The sequence below is a fragment of the Dyadobacter subterraneus genome (assembly GCF_015221875.1).
GTDB classification, from domain to species: Bacteria; Bacteroidota; Bacteroidia; order Cytophagales; family Spirosomataceae; genus Dyadobacter; species Dyadobacter subterraneus.
Map to the genome: position 1 here is coordinate 1,476,982 of NZ_JACYGY010000001.1, position 19,011 is coordinate 1,495,992.

The following is a 19,011-nucleotide window of genomic DNA, read 5'->3' on the forward strand; positions in this document are numbered from 1 at the left end:
TAAAATCAATGCTCCTGGCAGAACCAGGAGGTTGACGACTTACTCCACAATTTTAATTTCGTAACAGACGTATTAAGAAAGAATCAGGTTGCACAACTGCACCGCATTCTTCATTTCCAGCTTCTTATAAAAATTGAATCTTTATTTATTAATCGCTGAAATTTTGCTGTTATGCATGTTTGCAGTTTCATTACTGGGCAATCTTAGGCAAATAAATTACGCTATTATCAGCTCTTCTTCACTTAATAAAGCAATTTTTTCCTTTTCCATTGTCGCTTTCATACATTGCTTTAACAAAATATCGATTACATTTTCGCTCATGTATCTTTTTCCCTGCATAACGGATTCAATACATTTTACCAGCTCGGTAGGGCAGCTGTTTTTTACCTGATAAGCACTTGCGCCGGCAACGAGTGAGTACACCGCCATCTCATACCGGGGTTCCCCATCATAAATGATCACCGGCGTATTCGGCATGCTTTCTTTCACTAATCTGACAACTTCTGATTCACAGATATTTGATTCCTCCGCAAAACCAAGAATAAAAAGATCAGGAATTTGACTACCGAATGATTTTATAAAAGAGTCATAACTTTCGGATTCCAGTAAAACAGCATTTTCAAATTGTTCCTGAAGGAATAGACCAAGCCCTCTGCGAATAATGGGATGTCTGTCAATGGAAGCGATTATCATTTTCTTGTATTTTTTCTGGCAGTATAATCTGGTATTTTATTCCTGATTACAATGTTTGGAAACGGTGCTAATTAAATTTCAAGAAGATTATGTCAATGAAGTTTTGGTATGGATTTGTCTTAATATTTTATATCAAGTGGTTATCCAGGCCGTAATTGGGTAGATAAAACTATTTACCCCGATTAAAATCAATCTTTTACGGTTTTTTTTCTGGTACAAAAGTAATCCGGCCAACAGTTAAAAACACCAAAGTTAATTTTGTATTCTTGTAAATTATTTCAGTAATGTATTTAAAAAATTTGGTGTGATGTAGTTGAAATTCTACATTAACGATTTAACTAAACACTCTATTCTAAATTTGAAAAATGTATTAATAGCAGAAGATCACCCCTTGCTAATCATTGGAATTGAATCCATGCTAATGGAATCCATCCCTGATGCGACTATTTTTAAAGCCGCAGATTTTAAAAAGGCGTTGAATTTACTGGAAAAACACACTATTGATTTACTTGTAATGGACATCAATCTCCCGCACGGAGATAAAGTCGGAATGGTTGAAGCTGTCAGATTGAAGCAGCCCAACATTTTGATACTGGTTTGTTCAAGTTATGAAGAACATTTGTATGCTCTTCCGTTTTTGAAAGCCGGTGCTAACGGATACATTTCAAAAACTGCATCAAGTGAGGAGTTTAAAACGGCGGTAGAGTATGTGCTAAATTCAAAAATTTATGCAAGCCCGGCTGTGTTGAACAATATGTTTGGAATTCTTTTTAATACAAAAGGAAGTGATAGCAAAGCATTGGATAAGCTTTCGGTAAAAGAAGTGGAAATCGCCAAGTTATTGACAAAAGGTTTATCAACAAAAGAAATTGGTGAGCATATCAACTTATCTGCTTCTTCTATAAGTACTTATAAATCTAAAATATTTGAGAAGCTCGGTGTAAATAATATCATTGAGCTGACAACTTATCTGGAACTGAACAGCTAATCCAGGTTTGTAAAATTCCGGTAAATTTTACAATACAGCCGGACAAGACCAGTCTGGCAAGTCCGGCTGCTGGCCGATTTAAGCTTATTTTTGTTTAAGCATTTGAGACATTCCGGTTTTTCTGGTGGACGCGGCCGTGCTGTCAACTCCCAGGTTTTTCAGAATATCTCTTGATAAATTGGAAGTGGAATCTTTTGCGTACAAAACTACTGGCCAAATATCTCCGCCATCAGGATTTAAATCCATGCGTAAAATAAAAGCATATCCTTTTTGGCGACCGGCAAAAATAATTGCCTCACTTACTTTTTGCCTGATCGGTGTAAACTTTTTACTGTAATAATTTTGAAGTTCTGTCATAGAGCTGCTTTCAAAATCTTCATAGGATTTTTTTAAATTTTCAAGTTCCATCGCCTTATCGCGCAGGATAGTTTGCTCGGATTTGTCTGCGACAAGCTTTTCAAATGCTGCGGATTTAGATTGATATTCATCAAATTTACCTTTCAGGATTTTTTCATACTGCTGACTTTTTACACTGATTTCCTGATTAAGCTTTTTGAATTCGGGCAGGTTTTCAATAATAAACTGCTGGTCGACATACCCGATTTTCTCAGTCGTTCCCTGGGCGAAACCAATTGTTGTCAACCCCAAAAATAGAAATAGTACAGTCAATTTTTTCATAAGAGCCAGTTGAAAAGAAAGGTGAAACATATTCTGGGAACGGGATTTTGAATATTTCTATTGTATTAAAAAATGTTAAAAAACATAGACGTAATATTTTTAAAAGTCGCAGCGAATCAGGTTTGGGATTAAATATTAGGTTGGCACTAATATTGTATTAGGTCAATAAAATCGAGATAACACTATGAAACAGAAAGAATCAACTCAGATATTCGAGGCAGTCAATTTAGGGATCATGGCAGGAATGCGATCAAATTCGGCACCTGCGACAGCAAGTCATATATTAAGCCAGCAATATTCACCCGAACTGGGAAAATCGCCATTAAAATTCATGCAATTGCCAACTGTTTCAAATGTGTTGAAAGTCCTGGCAATTGGTGAATTAATTGGAGACAAATTGCCAGGTGCTGGAAACAGAATTGTTCCTGTGAGCGTTTTTTTCAGATGTTCCGCCGGAGCGCTTGCTGGTGCCAGCATTTTTAAAGCAAATGGCAATAATGCATTTAAAGGTGCGCTTATAGGCGCTGTGGCCGCATTTGGTTCAACTTTTGCCAGTTTTTATATGAGAAAAGGTGTAGTACAAACGACCGGACTTTATGATCCAATCGTGGGTGTCATTGAAGATGCTATTGTTATTGGCAGCGCAAATTATCTGAATAAAAATACGGAAAGTGAATTTCCCGTATTTATTTAGACATCAAAAAATCTGAAACACTGGTTTTGGTAAACAAGGCAAGTGTTTCATTTTACTTTTTTCCTACAACGGCAATAACCAGCGTCGCAGCATTTTCAGCAGCTATATTATAAAAACTCATCATATCGGCGCCAGCTTTACTGTTGGCGTTATCGCTAAGGCTGCGGATAATTAAAAACGGTACATCTTGTTGATAACAAGTCTGTGCTACGGCGGCGCCTTCCATTTCTGTCGCAGCCGCATCCAGGTCTTTTCTTAATCTTTGCGTCGCAGTTTCCGAGGATACAAATACGTCGCCTGTGACAATAATTCCTTTTGTAATGGTTGGTAAAAAGCTGCCGTTTTCTCTTTTTACTTTTGAAAATTTCAGTTTTGGCGCAACAGAAATTGCTTTTTGTATCAAAGCAGAATCACAATTAAAGGTCATCGGATTTTCCTGCATCGTGTAAGGATTTCGGGTTGGGCGATACAACATGCCTCCATCTTCGATTGCGCCATAATCATGGTAGGTCACTTTTGTTCCAATCACGATATCGCCCGGAAATAATGCGGGATTGATTCCGCCCGCGATACCTGAGAACACAATTTCTCTTGGCTTGAAATGTTCGATCATGATTGTGGTAGCAATGGCTGCATTTACTTTTCCGATACCGGTTTGGGCAAGAACGATTGATCTTCCGTTAAGAATTCCTCTGGAAAAGTTGATTTTTGCAATAACAGTATCTCTTTTATTTTGCATTTTACTTTTCAAAAGTTCCAGTTCAGGAGGAAATGCACCGAGAATTCCGGTAACATCCTGAGCTTTGGATGCGATAATTTGGAATGCAAACAAGACAGAAAGTAATAGAGTTTTTTTCATGAATAGGAGTTAAAAAATTAAGGCAAGTATAGCAAAGACATTAATGATCCAGAGCGCAATGCTGATTTCTTTTGCTCTTCCGGTGGCAATATGAAGTGCTGTCCAGCTTAGAAATCCCCAGATAATTCCCTGAGTAATCGAATAAGTAAATGGAATCAGTACCATAGCCAAAAATGCAGGAAAAGCCTCATGTAGTTGATCCCAGTTTATTTTCACCACTGGTTTCATCATAAAAACGCCGACTAAAACCAGCGCAGGCGCCGTTGCAATGGCCGGTATAGCACTGATGAGTGGTGATAAAAAAAGAAAAGGTAAAAATAAAATGGCTCCCACAACGGCCGTAAGTCCTGTTTTTCCACCTTGTTCAATTCCAACGGCAGATTCAATATAGGCTGTTCCCGGACTGCTTCCTGTAAGTCCGGCGATGGTAGTTGAAAAAGCATCCACAATCAGGGATTTTTGGATATTCCGCGGTTCTCCATTCTCATCCAAAAGATTGGCCGCTTCGGCTAATCCTACAAACGTGGAAAGACTATCAAACATATCTGTAAAAACAAAAGCCAGAATAATAGGAGCAAGGCTCCATTTCAGTGAGTTTATTATATCAAGTTGAAACAACAAACTGAAATCCGGTTTGGCTGTAATATCAGTAATTGTGATAATAGCATCGCTGCCTCCCCACCACCTGCCAATGGGCCAGGCCAAAATACTGGTTAATAAAATACCGATGAGAATACTTCCTTTAACTTTTTTGATCAATAAAATTACAGTGATCAGAAGTCCGGCGATGAAGGTTAGGGTAGAAGCATTTAATTGTCCCAGTCCTACCATCGTTGCCGGATTTGCAATGATAAATTTTGCATTGGCAAAACCGATCAAAGTTATGAAAAGACCAATACCTGACGCGATGGCATATCTTAATGGTTTTGGAATGGCTTTAGCAATGTAAGAGCGCAGATTAAAAACGGATAATAAAAGAAAGAAAATTCCCGACCAGAAAACGGTTCCGAGCGCAACTTGCCAGCTAAGCTTGTCGGTCATCACCGCTGTAAATGTGAAAAACGCATTCAGTCCCATGCCTGGTGCTACCAGAATCGGATTGTTTGCATACAAACCCATCATCATACTACTGAAAAAGGAAACCAGAATTGTCGCCGTTAATACAGCTGAAAATGGCATTCCGGTTTGACTCAAAATAGATGGATTGACAACGATAATATAAGCCGTTGCAAGAAACGAAGATATTCCGGCCAGGATTTCTGTGGATAGGGTAGTATTGTGTTTTTTTAATCCGGAGGCGGAAAACATAGTGTCAGGGTTTATTTCAAATATATTGAATAGGGCCCGGTTTTAAAAATGATGGAAACTTTAATTAAGGTCATTTCCCTAATTATAGAAATAATTAAGTTTAATTTTTGAATCGTTATCAACGAACAAATAATTAATATAACTCAGGTAAGTAGAATGATTTTCAGGTATTTTCTTTTTGTTTAACCAAAAAGAAAGCCTGTCTTGATTTCTCAAAACAGGCTTTCTTACTATATTTCTCTATTTCTTAAAGTGATCTCTTCACTTCACGTAATTCGAAACTTTCGATGATATCTCCCACTTCAATATCGTTGAAATTTTTGATACTCAAACCACACTCATAACCATTTCTAACTTCCTGAACATCGTCTTTGTAACGTTTCAGCGAGTCTATTTCTCCGGTTAGAAGTACGATACCGTCACGAACGATACGGATTTTGTTGCTTCGTTTCACGAAACCATCCGTAACATAACATCCGGCAATTGTACCGATGCGGCTGATTTTGAATACTTCACGGATTTCGATATTACCAGTAATAATCTCTTCGATTGTTGGCGCAAGCATACCAGTCATGGCATCCTTAATCTCGTCAATCGCGCTATAAATTACAGAGTAGTGACGAATTTCGATCTGATCCTGTTCTGCCATTTTCTTCGCGTTTGAAGAAGGACGAACCTGGAATCCAACGATAATCGCATCCGCAGCAATGGCAAGGTTGACATCCGATTCGGAGATCTGACCAACTGCTTTGTGAATGATATTAACCTGTACTTCATTCGTTGAAAGCTGCAATAATGAATCTGAAAGTGCTTCAACAGATCCATCCACGTCACCTTTAATGATCAGGTTAAGCTCACGGAAACTACCAATCGCCTTACGACGGCCAATTTCTTCCAGTGTAATATGCTTACGTGTACGAATTGTCTGTTCACGCTGGATTTGTTCGCGTTTCACAGCGATGTCACGAGCATCACGTTCGTTTTCAAATACGTTGAAACGATCACCCGCTTGCGGCGCTCCATTCAAACCAAGCAACTGAACTGGCATAGACGGTCCGGCAGTTTTCAGCTTGCGACCAAGATAATCAGTCATCGCTTTTACTTTACCGAAATGTGCACCGGCCAAAACTACGTCTCCAACTTTCAGCGTACCTGTTTCAACAAGGATGGTTGTAACGTATCCGCGTCCTTTATCCAAAGATGCTTCAACAACACTACCAATCGCACGACGGTTTGGATTTGCTTTCAGTTCAAGCAATTCTGCTTCCAGAAGTACTTTTTCCAAAAGAAGATCGATACCGAAACCTGATTTGGATGAGATTTCCTGAGTCTGGTATTTACCACCCCATTCTTCTACCAATATATTCATGTTGGCAAGTTCTTCACGAATTTTCTCCGTGTTGGCACCCGCCTTGTCAATCTTACTGAATGCAAATACAATAGGAACACCGGCAACTTGTGAGTGATTAATCGCCTCACGTGTTTGTGGCATGATACTATCGTCCGCTGCAATTACGATAATTACAACGTCGGTAACTTTCGCTCCACGGGCACGCATAGCAGTAAAGGCTTCGTGACCTGGTGTATCAAGGAATGTAACCTGTTTGCCTGTTTTTGTTTTAACGCTATATGCACCGATGTGCTGGGTGATACCACCCGCTTCACCGCTGGCAACGTTTTCTGAACGAATATAATCCAGAAGAGAAGTTTTACCATGATCGACGTGACCCATGATCGTTACGATCGGAGCTCTCTCTACAAGGCTTTCTTCTGTATCAACTTCTTCAACAACGTCATTCTGAACTTCCTCTTCTGCTGAGATAAAGGCAACTTCAAATCCGAATTCATCTGCAATAAATGTGATTGCTTCTGCATCCAGACGCTGGTTGATCGAAACGAACATACCCATGCTCATACAAACCGAAATTACTTCCTGAACCGTTACTTCCATCAAAGAAGCAAGGTCGTTTGCTGATACGAATTCTGTTACGCGAAGTACTTTTGTTTCTTCCAGTCCGTCTGCGTTTGGATCGTTCTGATCTGCACGGTCGCGGCGGCGTAATCCTTTTCCACGTGTGGCGGTACGGCTGTTACCTCCGCCCATTCTTGCCATTGTGGCCTTGATGTTGTCAGAAACCTCTTTGTCAGAAACTTCCTCTCTTTTTCCGCCTCTTCTGTTATTGGTGCGGCCTTTATTTGCTGCTGATCCGGCAGAGCTGTTGCTTGCTCCGGCAGTAGTTCCCGATGCAGGAGGTGTAGTTCCTGGTGCTCCGGTGGCTGGTCTGCTTGGTCCTGTATTGGTATTATTTGTATTGGCAGGACGTGGGTTATTAGGGTTATTTCCCTGATAAGGCGTTCTGGTTCTGTCTCGGTTGTTATTGTCTCTGTTCCCAGGTGTAGTTGGAGCCGAAGGCGTTCCTGTACCTGTTGCAGGTGTTGTTGTTGCACCCGTTACAGCTGGTTTTACTTCCGGAGAAGCACCATCACGAATACGTTTTCTTTTGCGGCGACGTTTTTTGTCAGTTGCCGAATCGCTTGATGCAACAGGGTCTTTTTTCTTAACCCTGTCCGAAGGCAGTTCAATTTTCCCAATGACCCGAAGACCACGAAGCTGCTCTCCGCGCGCTTCAATCAATTCGGATTCATTGGATTCAGGAGCAACGGCGTTGCTTTCTGGACCCGTTTTGCTTTCAGCAATAGGAGTGATAGGAGGGGTCGTTTCTTTTACAGGAGTTTCCACCGGTTTTGACTCTTCTTTTAGAGTTGGCGGCTTCACTTCGGCAACAGGCTGTGCAACCGGTGTTGGTTCCGGTTTTTCAACTACTACCTCTTTTTCAGCAACTATCTCTTTCTTTGGTTGTTCGATTATTATATTTTCAACCTGCGGGGTTGCCACAGGTTGTGTTTCTTGCTTAATTTCCTGCGGTACTACTTTCACAGGCTCTTCTGCTTTCACCTCCGGTTTTGGAGTTTCGGCTACTGGTTGTGGTGCAGGTGGTGTTTCAATCTTAACTTCCTGAACAGGTTCCTTCACGGGCTCAGGTTGGGCAGGAGGAGGAACTGGTCTTTTGTTAGCGTCCAGGTCAATCTTTCCAACCACCTTAATGCCAGGCAATCTGTTTTCAAAAGCAGGAGTTGGCTCAGCCTTTTCTTCTACCTGAGGTTTTTCTTCAATAGGTTTAGCAGGTGAATTACGGAAGTACAAAATTCCGTCAACATCACTTTTCAGCTTTTCTTCCTTAATTTCAGCAACAGGTTCCGAAGCAGTGCTTCTTGGAGTCCATGAGGCTTTGAGGTCATCAGACTTGAAGTCTTTCGCAAGGAAATCAATTTGATCCGAATTAATTTTGGTATTGGGGTTACTTTCCACCTTGTACCCTTTGGCAGACAGATGATCCACGATCGTAGTAATTCCTACGTTCAGGATCCTTGCCACTTGGCTTAGGCGCATCATTTTATCTTCTGCCATATTAGCAATTTGTAGAAAAAAGTTTTTGCATCCGTGGAAATATAAACACTATGTCAATACCTCCACATATTCTTGTAATTATTCAAACTCTTTACGAAGGATATCCAGAATATCTTCGACGGTGTTTTCTTCTAAATCTGTCCGTCGAACAAGTTCTTCTTTGTTAAGCGCTAAAACACTCTTAGCGGTATCCAATCCTATTTTGTGCAGTTCACTGATCATCCATGCATCGATTTCATCAGAGAATTCAGAAAGATCTACATCTTCGTCATTATGCTCTTCGATATCACGGAAAACATCAATTTCCATACCAACCAGTTTGCCTGCCAGCTTAATATTCTGGCCGCCTTTACCGATTGCAAGCGAAACCTGATCGGGTTTCAAAAATACCGACACGCGTTTTGCTTCGCGGTCAATCTGCATTGAGCTTACTTTTGCCGGACTTAAAGCACGACTGATAAGCAATTCCAGGTTTTCAGTATAGTTGATAACGTCGATATTCTCATTGCCAAGTTCCCGAACGATCGAGTGGATTCTTGAACCTTTCATACCTACACATGCTCCAACAGGATCAATGCGGTCATCATAAGATTCAACAGCCACTTTCGCACGCTCACCCGGCTCACGAACTACTCTTCTCACAGCGATAATTCCATCATAAATTTCAGGAATTTCTACTTCAAACAAGCGTTCAAGGAACACAGGAGAAGTTCTGGATAGAGTAATTTTTGGTGTACCATTGTTCATTTCCACTTTATGGATCACCGATTTAACGGATTCTCCTTTACGGAAACGGTCTTTGGAAATTTGTTCTGTACGAGGAAGAGAAAGTTCATTTCCTTCACCATCCATAATGATTACTTCGTGACGTAAAGTTTGGTATACTTCACCCGTAATCATTTCGCCAACCTGATCCTTGTATTTTTCATACATGATCTCCTTTTCCATATCTTTAATTTTCTGGATCAGGGTCTGGCGTGCTGTCTGAACAAGCCTGCGGCCAAATTCAACCAGCTTCACTTCCTCAGCAACTTCTTCACCTACTTCAAAGTCGGTTTGAATTTTCCGGGCTTCTGCAAGCGGTATTTTGTTGTAATCCCAAATATCTTCTGAGTTGTCGTCGACAATTTCACGGGTGCGCCACATTTCAAGGTCACCACTTTCCGGGTTAATGATTACATCAAAATTATCATCAGTGCCGTATTTTTTACGAATCATCGTACGAAACACTTCTTCCAAAACGCTGATCATCGTCGGACGATCAATGTTTTTAGAGCTTGCAAACTCCGCGAATGACTCAATTAATATTCCGCTATCCATTGTTATGCTTAAGAATATTTGCTGATACTAAGTTATACATAATATATAATTTCCTGCAAACCAGATTAAAATGATAATCTGATTTATAAGTTTTTAAACGAGATCTCCACAAGTGCCTTCGAGATTTGATCCGTAGGGATATCTCTTTTCAGCGATGCTTCGTCAACAGGTACTTTCGATTTTTTCTTTGGCTCAGGCAATTGAAGTTTTATTTCGTCTTCTTTTGCCTCAATCAACTGACCTGTGATAACTTCCCCTGTTTTTAAAGTAACCTTCAAATTTCTTCCCAGGTTTTTCAAATATTGGCGAAGCAGAACCAAAGGCTGGTCCAGGCCGGGAGAAGAAACTTCCAAGGTATACGCTTCTGCGAAAACTTCCAGCTCTTCCAGTTGTTTTGCCAGCCTGCGGCTAATGGATGTACATTCCTGAATTGTAATACCTTCGTCTTTATCAACGAGAATGATTACTTTTTGACTTGTTTTAGAAGCCTTAACCTGAATATCCACCAGAAAATAATTGCCTTCCTCCAAAAACGGAGCCAGCAAAACTTCCAAATGTTCTTTTATTGTCATGTAAGATGTACTACAAATAAAAAAGGGGATCAAATACCCCCCTCAATCAACCGATCAAACTCGAATTATAATGCAAATGTAAAACTTTTTTATCATTTGTACAAACTCTGAGTGAAGTGTTCTTTATTCAAAGTGTTCCTCTATTTTTGTAAAAGCATTGAAATCATATCGTATTGTGAAAGGATTGAAAGGTTTTTTTTGGTTTTTGTTTAAATGTTTCGCGGTTTATAGTTTACTGGTATATGGTTTGACTTTCTGGGTTCCATCTTCCCATTGGCTGCCGGGATTCTTAATGATGTCTTTTCCTGTTACAGTACTGATCAATTTTGGCTTTCTTGTTTTCTGGCTGCTTGTAGATTCTAAAAAAGCACTGGCACCGCTGTTTTTAATTTTTCTATCAGGCATATTCCTCGACAGAACTTATCAATTCAAAAAAGACCCTGTCGATCTTACCAGTAAGGATAACAAAGAGAAAGTGTTTAAAGTGCTCAATTATAATGTTTTTGGATTTTGGATTACGCAACATCATTCCAGAGAAGATGATGCAGAAACTAACAAAATGAAAAAGTGGATTCTAAAGCAGAATGCAGATGTGCTTTGTATGCCTGAATTTAACAACGAAGAGAACGTTCCTGATTTCAGAACGGTTCAGTTTTTGAAAAAGTCGGGGTATCCGTATTCCAATATGCTGGATAACAAGAATATGAAAGATGGAACAACGTTTAAAACACTGGCAATGTTTTCAAAATATCCAATCATCGCACATAAGGAAAAGTCTACTGAGCAGCAAAACGGGCTTATGTATATTGATATTGTAGTAGGAAAAGATACACTCAGGGTTATTGGCGTGCATCTTTACTCAATGTCGTTAAGACTTTCAAAGCTGGTGAATCAGAAGGAAATGTCGGGAATTAAAAGGGAGACAAGAGGTACGTTATCCCAGATGAAAAAAGGTTTTATTGCCAGGGTTTCTGAAACTAAAATTTTGGAAAAATGGATTAAAGAATCGCCGTACGCAGTTATCGTTTGCGGTGATTTTAATGAAACGCCTTACAGTTATGTCTATGGCAAATGCAGGAAACTTTTAAACAATGCCTTTGAAACCAGGGGAGAAGGATTTGGATTTTCTTTCAATCACCTCCCTTATTTTATTCGTATTGATAATCAGTTTTACAATGATAAAAAACTTGAAGCAATTGATTTCAAGACACTAAATAAAATAAAATACTCTGATCACTATCCTTGTCTGGGAACTTACAGATTTAAAAAGGTAGTCGAATAGCCGGAAATTTTAGCAACGTATAAAGAAAGGGGTTTGAAACTATTTTGCTTCAAACCCTTTTTATATTTTTATTATTTCCGTTTCAGTGCTGGAAAGTAATCCCCAAACTATCCAGTTCTTCCAGAGAAACAGACGGTGGCCATATACCTTTTTCCAGTTTGCTAACTACGAGGTCACCCGTTTTTACAGCTTCCTGTTTTGTTTTAAACCCGGCTTTGCCTTGCACACCGGGAATAAATTTTTGCTCGATCACAGGAACGGTATCCTGATTAATCCGGTAACCCCATCCTGCTGCGGAATCCAGTTGAATAGCAGTTACCTTAAAATTGCGAAGACCTTCGCTGTTGGAGCTTTTATCTTTACTCCCATTACAGGAGTAAAGTCCAGCTGCGCCAGCGAAGGCCAAAATGCAAATCAGAGCAATTTTTATGATTGACTTTTTTGTCACTTCTTAGTTAACGTTATCGTCGTCGTCGTCAGTTGCTGCTGGATCAAAACCCCAGAAGTCATCATAACGAGCGGAAGTAGTTCCACCAGTTCCGAAGTAAATGATATCGTTAACTACAAAACCAGCTGCAAATCCACGAACTCCACCGTTAAAGGCCGTTTTTTCAAGCCAAACATCTTTTGTTGGATCATATTCCCAAACATCCGAATTTCCAGCACCAGCAATGATATAACCAAGATTTTTAACAACAAGACCCAAAGCATTTGCGCGGGCTGTCGGGAAGTCTCCGTTGTCGTCATCAAAAACTGTTTTCTGAGTCCACAAACCTTTTCCTCCATTTCCTGCCGGTTCAAACTGGTACAAATCTCTTACGTTTGTTCCTGAGTTGTTTGTTCCAAAACCTACGTAGGCAATGTTTCCAATTGTAAACGTAGATGCACCTCTTCTTTTACCTCCAAGGAAAGTGGCCATTTCTGTCCAGCTATCAGAAGCGGCATCATATTTGAAAATATCCTGAAAATATCCTGAACTACTAAATCCAAGGCCTACATATCCAACATCACCTACCGTAAATGCAGAAGCATACTGGCGAGGAAGACCTGGAAAATCTGCAACAGCTTTCCATGTATTAGTGCCAGGTGTATATTGGAAAAAGTCTTTTTTGTATCCGTTATCTGTTGCTAAAACACCATCATAACCTGTTCCTACATATGCTTTTCCACCTGAAACAAAAGCCACAGCGTCAGTTCTGGCGCTGCCTGTAAAAGGCGCAACCTGAGACCAGATTTTTGTAGCTGCATCGTAAGACCAGAAATCTTTTACTCTAGGCACTGTTTCGCTTGTATACCCGCCGCCAATGTATCCAATGTTGTTAATCAGGAAGCTTACTGCACCGGTACGTGGAGAGCCACCGAAGGAAGGGACACCTTTTTTGTACCAATTTCCTACTTTGTCAGGATCGCTATCGTTTTTGCATCCGAACTGAAATAATGCGGTTGAAGCGATTAGAAGGGTTAACGATGACTTTTTTAAGGTATTAAACATGAAAAAATTCTGGTTTGACTAATTAATACAAATGAATACAAAAATCGAAGTAGACTAACGATAAAAAAAATTATTGCGATGAATTGCCCAAATGTATAGATGAATACACGTTTGGACCAAATTTACTGCAAACATAACATCTTGTTATTGCTTAGAGAAATTATATATTTACTTTTTGACGAAAAGTTTCATAATAGCCATCACTAATGGGTACGGTATTCGTCCCTATTTTGATGCGCTGGCTTCTGATTATATCTATTTTATCAATAGAAACGATATAAGATTTATGTACCCGAAAGAACTGATTTCCGGGTAATTTCTCTTCCAAAGCCTTCATTGTCATCCTTGTAATCACGGGGTTCAACTGATTTACAAAGTAAATTTTCAGATAATCTTTAAGCCCTTCAACATAGGTTACATCCGAGAGTTTTATTTTTACCAAAGAATAATCCGAGGATACAAATAAATATTCCTGACTTGTTGCAAGTTCTTCTCCCGAGTAATTTCTTCTGTCGCGCAGACTTAACAGACTGAAAAGTTCGTAAGCTTTGTCAGCCGCTTTTCTGAAACGCTCCTTATTTAGAGGTTTCAATAAATAGTCAAGCACATTCAGGTTAAAAGCTTCTAACGCAAAATGTCCTTCTTTTGTTGTGATAATTACCCTCGTACTATAAGAAATGCTTTCAAGAAATTTGAGGCCTGAAATACCTGAATTTTCGATGTCTAAAAATAGAAGGTCTACTTTTTGCGTTCTAAGAATATCAATGGCAGCTTCTGAGCTTTTAAACGCACCCGCCAGTTCAAAAAACGGAATGCTGTTTATAAGTTGAGTTAAAGTTTCTAAATCAGGCTCATTACTATCAATTACAATACAATTAATCTTCCTCATATGTACTTTAAAACGCAATTTCGGATGTAATATATAGCTATACGAGCGGACTGGCAATTTTGTTGCATTTAATTTTGGTCTACACATTTTGCCTGTTTGTCTAATTCCTTTTGTTATTCAGGTTTATATCTGATATTTTTGCATTTTTACTGTTCTTGCGATAAATGAAATTGATTCATTATTTTTCTAAAAGGGTTTTCATGCCGGTTTCCACCGTTTTTGCCGGCTTATATTTATGCATATCAATGTCTGGCTGTCAATGGGGCGATGAAGTCGTTGCTATCAAACAGCAGAATCCCGATGATTTCATGGTTTTGTTTTCGGATACCAGTCTTGTAAAACTGACTACCGTTGCGCTTGACTCTGTGATGACAGGAGCTCCGAGTCGACTTTTAGTTGGGCGTTTTACTGATCCCTATCTAGGTAAGATGCATGCAACTCCTTTTTTTCAGCCACAGTTCGTAAGCGCACTGGGTATTCCTGAACTTGCAATTTATGATTCGCTGATCTTTAAAGCGCCTTACGATAAGTATTATTACGGAGATACAACCAAAGTGATGAATTTGTCTGTACATGCTGTGCAGACAGACATTATGCTGAAAAGCTCGTATTTCAATTTTTATACGATGGACTTCGATGCGGCACCGATAGGAAAAAAGAGTTTTACTCCTACTCCAAACAGCACTACGCAAGCAGTCAGATTTAAATTATCGGATGTTTTGGGTAAGAGAATTTTTGACCAGAGCATGGCTAATCTGATTACCTCCAATGAGCAGTGGCTGGAAATTCTAAAAGGATTAACGATCGTCGCGGATGATGATAAGCAAAATGCTGCCGTAGTTGGTCTTGCAAGTTTTAGTGACAGTACAGTATTGGAGGTTCATTATCATACTGCTGAAAAAGATGGAGTTACAAAAGGAGTAGGAACATTTAAGGTACAAGCCTCTTTCAACCAGATATTGGGCGACAGGACAGGAACAAATCTTACAAAGTTACCTCTTTATAACAGCAGATTATCGTTACCTTCTGAACAATCCGGAAACCAGGCATACATTCAGGAAGGAACAGGACTTATGATGCGTGTAGATCTTCCTACGGTTAGGAACCTAAAATATGTTCAATACTCGGTACCAAACCGGGCGTTCCTAAGAGTTACACCGATAAGAAATTCTGTGGAATACCCTTTTATGCCACCTCCGACTTTATACATGTATCTTGTTGATAAATACAATCAGTTTTATAAATCCAGTGGTACGCCAATACCTTTGACGGATCTTTCCGGTAAAGCTGTATCAGCGACCTACATAAATGACCTGATCAATAATGAACAATACTACCTTTTTGATGTAAGTGGTCAGTTTACTACAATTCTAGCCAGTAGTTCTGAGGAAACAAATGGTCTAATGATTGTGAGTTCGACACTTAATGGAAATGGTTTTCCGGAAAACAACACGGAGTTTTCAAAAGGTCTGAAACGCCTTGTAGTTGGTAACCAGTTCCATCCGACAGAACCCGGGGTTAAGCTGCAACTTTATTACACAACTTATAAAGCACCGTAAGTAAAAAAAAGAAATTGAAATAAGAATTCCAGATTAAAGTTGTCAGATAACTGAGCTTTAATCTGGAATTTTTATTTAGTGATCTCTTAAAAAGCTAATTTTAATCGTAGGACTATCTATCCGTCACCCGGAAATTCTCCATCCAAATAATACCAGGAACCATTTTCATAGACAAATGCAGATTTCTCATGATGAATCTGAACTTTACCCTTGCTGTTTCTGAAATGGGCTTTAAATTCCACCGAAAATTCTCTCGAATTCAGAATCTCCAACGATTGCCAGACATTTGTTTTCGCCCATTCTTCTATTTCTTTCCTCACAAGCCCTGGTATTTTTGAAGGATGTGTTGTCGCTATGAGATAGTCAATCGCGTGGGTAACATAGGCTGAGTAACGTGAACGCATAAGTTTTTCAGCAGAATCAGCTTTAAGCCCTTTAATGATTGGGCCGCAGCAACCGGAGAACGGTTTATTAGCTCCACAAAAACATTTTTTCATAAGTTGATTTCAGGATTTTACCGCTGTATTTTCTTGATTTCATCACCCAAAAGTAAGCTTTTTTATACGGTCCAGTCGCTGCAAGGATGATGGCGAAATCTGCAAAAAAATATTTCTGTCTTTTTTGAATAAAATCAGAGACTTTAAATAGACTTCTACAAATTATATTAATTTCGTTAACAAAGTTCTATTGATCTTAAAGATTGAACCTGATGATTCTACCTTCCAGTTTGATAAGCTCTTACATGATTTTAAACAGAACCAGGTTTCGGATTTTTCTGAATATATCCATGCTCTTTCTTTGTCTGCATGTTTGTGGTCAAACGGTTTTAAAAGATTCTGTTACCAGACTTGTAAAAAGCAATTCCAAAATGGATACCCTTCGCGTTATCCAATTGAATAAGCAGGCATATGAAAATTTTTCCTATAATGTAAAAAATCTTATTGAATATAGTCAGCAGGCTCTGACCCTGGCGAAAAAACTGAATTATAAACGCGGACAAGCAGAGGCGTATAAAAATTTGGCGCTATCGGCGATGCTGGTTCATGGTGATGTGACTGCCTTAAATTATTTAAATACATCACTGGCAATATTTTCAAGTCTCGGAGATACTGTTGGCATTGCTACGGCAAATAATTACATAGGTTGCTATTATGCCACCGTTAAAGATTTTAAACAGGCTTTACCATTTCTTTTAAGATCAGAAAAGCTGCTGGGAAACCGTGAGCATATATTAAAATTAACGATTTTCACCAATACGGGGTCATGTTATCTGGATTTAAGAGAATTTGGGAAAGCAAAACAGTATTTTGAGAAAGCTGAATTAGTGGCGTCGCAGCTCCAGGATTATGACTGGATCGTAATGTCCTTACTAAATTCAGCTTCTCTTTTTATTAAACAAAACGATATAAAAAAAGCGCTCGCTAAAAACGAACAGGCACTTACATTGACGCATTCCCACAGGGTAAGTCCAAGAATACAGCAAATGATCTATCTTTTGAAAGGAGATATTGCCTATAAAGTAAAACAGTACGAGAACGCGAAAATATACTATCAGACTTGCGAAAAACTAGCTGGCAAGATGAAAAGCAGAGAGTATATGTCTGAGATTTATTATAAATACCATTTACTGGATTCGATTGCGGGAGATTATCAGAGCGCATTGAAAAATTTCAAAAACTATCAGTTAATTACGGACAGTCTTTTCAACAAGGACAAAAATGAAATTATTGCTCTGTACAAAGTAAAATTTGCGTTACAAGAGCGGGAAGATGAAAATAATCGTTTGATAGCAATAGAGAAAAATAATATGGAAGTAATTTCTTATCAGCGTACGATTCTCTTTTTATCGTTGCTTGGTCTTACAGCCATCGGTTTGGCTTTTGTGAGATTAAAGAAACTGAATTTCGCATTAAAGGATCTTAACCAAAAATTTGTAATGCAAAATTCGCAGTTGGAGGAGGTTAACGGAATAAAAAACAAGATATTCTCGGTGATTGCGCACGATTTGAGAAATCCTTTTGCCCAATTTATCAGTATACTGGATATGTTTAAATCCCGTCTGCTTGAAGCGGATGAGGTAGTGACGCTACTTCCTTTTCTTGACAAATCTGTAAATCACACGATCGATATGATGGACCGGCTTTTGGTTTGGTCAAAAAGTCAGCTCGATGGTTTTAAAGTCAAACCGGAATCTTTTAATATTGCTTCACTGATTCAGGATACGGTCGAAAAACTGCAAAATCTGATCGACGATAAACAACTTCATGTAAAGATTGTTAAATCGGAAGAGGCGCAAGCCTGGGCAGATCTGGAAATGATCAGAATTGTTTTTCGCAATCTGCTTTCAAACGCCATAAAGTTTACCCCGTCGCAAGGATCAATAACGGTGGAAATTTTTAAGGAATCCGAATTCGTTATTATTGCTTTCAAAGATACAGGCATGGGGCTGAATGGAGAGCAATTGTCAAGTCTTTTTTCATTCAATTTAAAAAGCACCCGCGGTACCGCAAACGAATCCGGAACAGGACTTGGACTGAAAATATGTTACGATTTGCTTTTATTAAACAATGGAAAAATTCGTGTTGAAAGCAGCGTAAATGAGGGCAGTACGTTTTTTATAAGTTTGCCAATGAAAGGCTGATCTGGGTTTTTCAATCAAATCTTTCTTTTCCAGATTACTACCGCCGTGATATTTCCGCCATTTGTAGTATTGGTAACCACGTATTTCAATTCGCTATTTGATAAGGTATAAGTTCGTTCCTGTATCGTTCCTTCCCAGTTTGGATAAAATGCATCTTCAACATGAAAAGTTATTGTTTTTGATGCTTTATTTACTTTAAAGCTGCCAAAATGAGAATTGTTTCCCTGAACCAGCGCTGCATTTTCTTCGGGTGTGGCCTTATTTTTATCTCCGGCCGCTACTTTGGGGCGAGATGTTTTTAATATCTGGATTGCATAATTTCCACTTTTATCAAAAACGAGCAAACCTTTTGGTGAAATACCATAAGGAAGCGTTTTGCTTCCGTCAGGATTTATATTTTCTACTGTTACAAGAGTCCATAAGCCAGTCAACTCCGTGCTGTCCGGGATCGCAGTATTTTGCGGTTTTTCAGCAAAAACATTAAGCATTATGATTAGAAATCCTGATAGTAAAATAAGCTTTTTCATGGAATAATTATTTAAATATGATTTATTTGAATGGCAAAAT

At 39.1% G+C, this 19,011-nt stretch carries 17 protein-coding genes; 5 read left to right on the forward strand and 12 right to left on the reverse strand.

The genetic code is table 11. The annotated features are described in order from the left end of the window. Nucleotides 1–216: 216 nt before the first annotated feature. Entirely contained in the window at nt 217–693 is a 477-nt protein-coding gene (locus tag IEE83_RS06170; RefSeq protein WP_194119741.1) for a helix-turn-helix domain-containing protein, read from the reverse strand. A 358-nt stretch (nt 694–1,051) separates the two neighbouring features. On the opposite strand from IEE83_RS06170, the gene IEE83_RS06175 reads away from it, so the two are divergent. Then, entirely contained in the window at nt 1,052–1,681 is a 630-nt protein-coding gene (locus tag IEE83_RS06175) for a response regulator transcription factor (RefSeq protein WP_194119742.1), read from the forward strand. Nucleotides 1,682–1,765: 84 nt separating this feature from the next. Here IEE83_RS06175 and IEE83_RS06180 read toward each other — a convergent pair whose 3' ends face one another. Next, nucleotides 1,766–2,359, reverse strand: a complete 594-nt coding sequence (locus tag IEE83_RS06180) for an OmpH/Skp family outer membrane protein (protein ID WP_194119743.1) — start codon at nt 2,357–2,359, stop codon at nt 1,766–1,768. Between the two features lie 184 nt (nt 2,360–2,543). Between IEE83_RS06180 and IEE83_RS06185 the strand changes: the two genes are divergently transcribed. Continuing rightward, nucleotides 2,544–3,053, forward strand: a complete 510-nt coding sequence (locus IEE83_RS06185; protein WP_194119744.1) for a DUF4126 family protein — start codon at nt 2,544–2,546, stop codon at nt 3,051–3,053. 52 nt (nt 3,054–3,105) lie between these two features. Here the strand turns inward: IEE83_RS06185 and IEE83_RS06190 are convergent, their stop codons facing one another. From IEE83_RS06190 to rimP, 5 genes are all read right to left on the reverse strand, one after another. Next, the gene (locus IEE83_RS06190; protein WP_194119745.1) at nt 3,106–3,912 is read right to left on the reverse strand and encodes a 5'-methylthioadenosine/adenosylhomocysteine nucleosidase; all 807 of its coding nucleotides are present in this window, start codon (nt 3,910–3,912) and stop codon (nt 3,106–3,108) included. A gap of 9 nt (nt 3,913–3,921) precedes the next feature. After that, nucleotides 3,922–5,220, reverse strand: coding sequence for an NCS2 family permease (locus IEE83_RS06195; RefSeq protein WP_194119746.1), 1,299 nt, complete (start codon nt 5,218–5,220; stop codon nt 3,922–3,924). Between the two features lie 247 nt (nt 5,221–5,467). After that, nucleotides 5,468–8,689, reverse strand: coding sequence for a translation initiation factor IF-2 (gene infB / locus IEE83_RS06200; protein WP_194119747.1), 3,222 nt, complete (start codon nt 8,687–8,689; stop codon nt 5,468–5,470). A gap of 78 nt (nt 8,690–8,767) precedes the next feature. Further along, nucleotides 8,768–10,009, reverse strand: coding sequence for a transcription termination factor NusA (gene nusA / locus IEE83_RS06205; protein WP_137341630.1), 1,242 nt, complete (start codon nt 10,007–10,009; stop codon nt 8,768–8,770). Nucleotides 10,010–10,092: 83 nt separating this feature from the next. After that, nucleotides 10,093–10,581 carry a ribosome maturation factor RimP gene (rimP, locus tag IEE83_RS06210; protein ID WP_194119748.1) on the reverse strand — a complete coding sequence of 163 codons (489 nt, stop codon included), beginning with the start codon at nt 10,579–10,581 and terminating at the stop codon, nt 10,093–10,095. 157 nt (nt 10,582–10,738) lie between these two features. Here rimP and IEE83_RS06215 point away from each other — a divergent pair, with 157 nt between their 5' ends. After that, complete coding sequence (locus tag IEE83_RS06215) at nt 10,739–11,863, forward strand: endonuclease/exonuclease/phosphatase family protein (RefSeq protein WP_228101695.1); 1,125 nt, start codon at nt 10,739–10,741, stop codon at nt 11,861–11,863. Between the two features lie 82 nt (nt 11,864–11,945). Here IEE83_RS06215 and IEE83_RS06220 read toward each other — a convergent pair whose 3' ends face one another. The 3 genes from IEE83_RS06220 to IEE83_RS06230 all read right to left on the reverse strand — a co-directional run bounded on the left by IEE83_RS06220 (nt 11,946) and on the right by IEE83_RS06230 (nt 14,244). Next, entirely contained in the window at nt 11,946–12,311 is a 366-nt protein-coding gene (locus tag IEE83_RS06220; protein ID WP_194119749.1) for a DUF4907 domain-containing protein, read from the reverse strand. Nucleotides 12,312–12,314: 3 nt separating this feature from the next. Then, on the reverse strand, nt 12,315–13,355 hold the full coding sequence (locus IEE83_RS06225) for a Kelch repeat-containing protein (protein WP_194119750.1): 1,041 nt from the start codon (nt 13,353–13,355) through the stop codon (nt 12,315–12,317). Between the two features lie 160 nt (nt 13,356–13,515). Beyond that, nucleotides 13,516–14,244, reverse strand: coding sequence for a LytR/AlgR family response regulator transcription factor (locus IEE83_RS06230; RefSeq protein WP_194119751.1), 729 nt, complete (start codon nt 14,242–14,244; stop codon nt 13,516–13,518). Between the two features lie 245 nt (nt 14,245–14,489). Here IEE83_RS06230 and IEE83_RS06235 point away from each other — a divergent pair, with 245 nt between their 5' ends. Then, nucleotides 14,490–15,803, forward strand: a complete 1,314-nt coding sequence (locus tag IEE83_RS06235; protein ID WP_194119752.1) for a DUF4270 family protein — start codon at nt 14,490–14,492, stop codon at nt 15,801–15,803. A gap of 116 nt (nt 15,804–15,919) precedes the next feature. On the opposite strand, the gene IEE83_RS06240 is transcribed toward IEE83_RS06235, so the two are convergent. Next, entirely contained in the window at nt 15,920–16,300 is a 381-nt protein-coding gene (locus IEE83_RS06240; RefSeq protein ID WP_194119753.1) for a YchJ family protein, read from the reverse strand. Nucleotides 16,301–16,671: 371 nt separating this feature from the next. Here IEE83_RS06240 and IEE83_RS06245 point away from each other — a divergent pair, with 371 nt between their 5' ends. After that, entirely contained in the window at nt 16,672–18,444 is a 1,773-nt protein-coding gene (locus IEE83_RS06245; protein WP_194119754.1) for a tetratricopeptide repeat-containing sensor histidine kinase, read from the forward strand. Nucleotides 18,445–18,458: 14 nt separating this feature from the next. Here IEE83_RS06245 and IEE83_RS06250 read toward each other — a convergent pair whose 3' ends face one another. Continuing rightward, nucleotides 18,459–18,971 carry a lipocalin-like domain-containing protein gene (locus IEE83_RS06250; protein ID WP_194119755.1) on the reverse strand — a complete coding sequence of 171 codons (513 nt, stop codon included), beginning with the start codon at nt 18,969–18,971 and terminating at the stop codon, nt 18,459–18,461. Nucleotides 18,972–19,011: the final 40 nt, after the last annotated feature.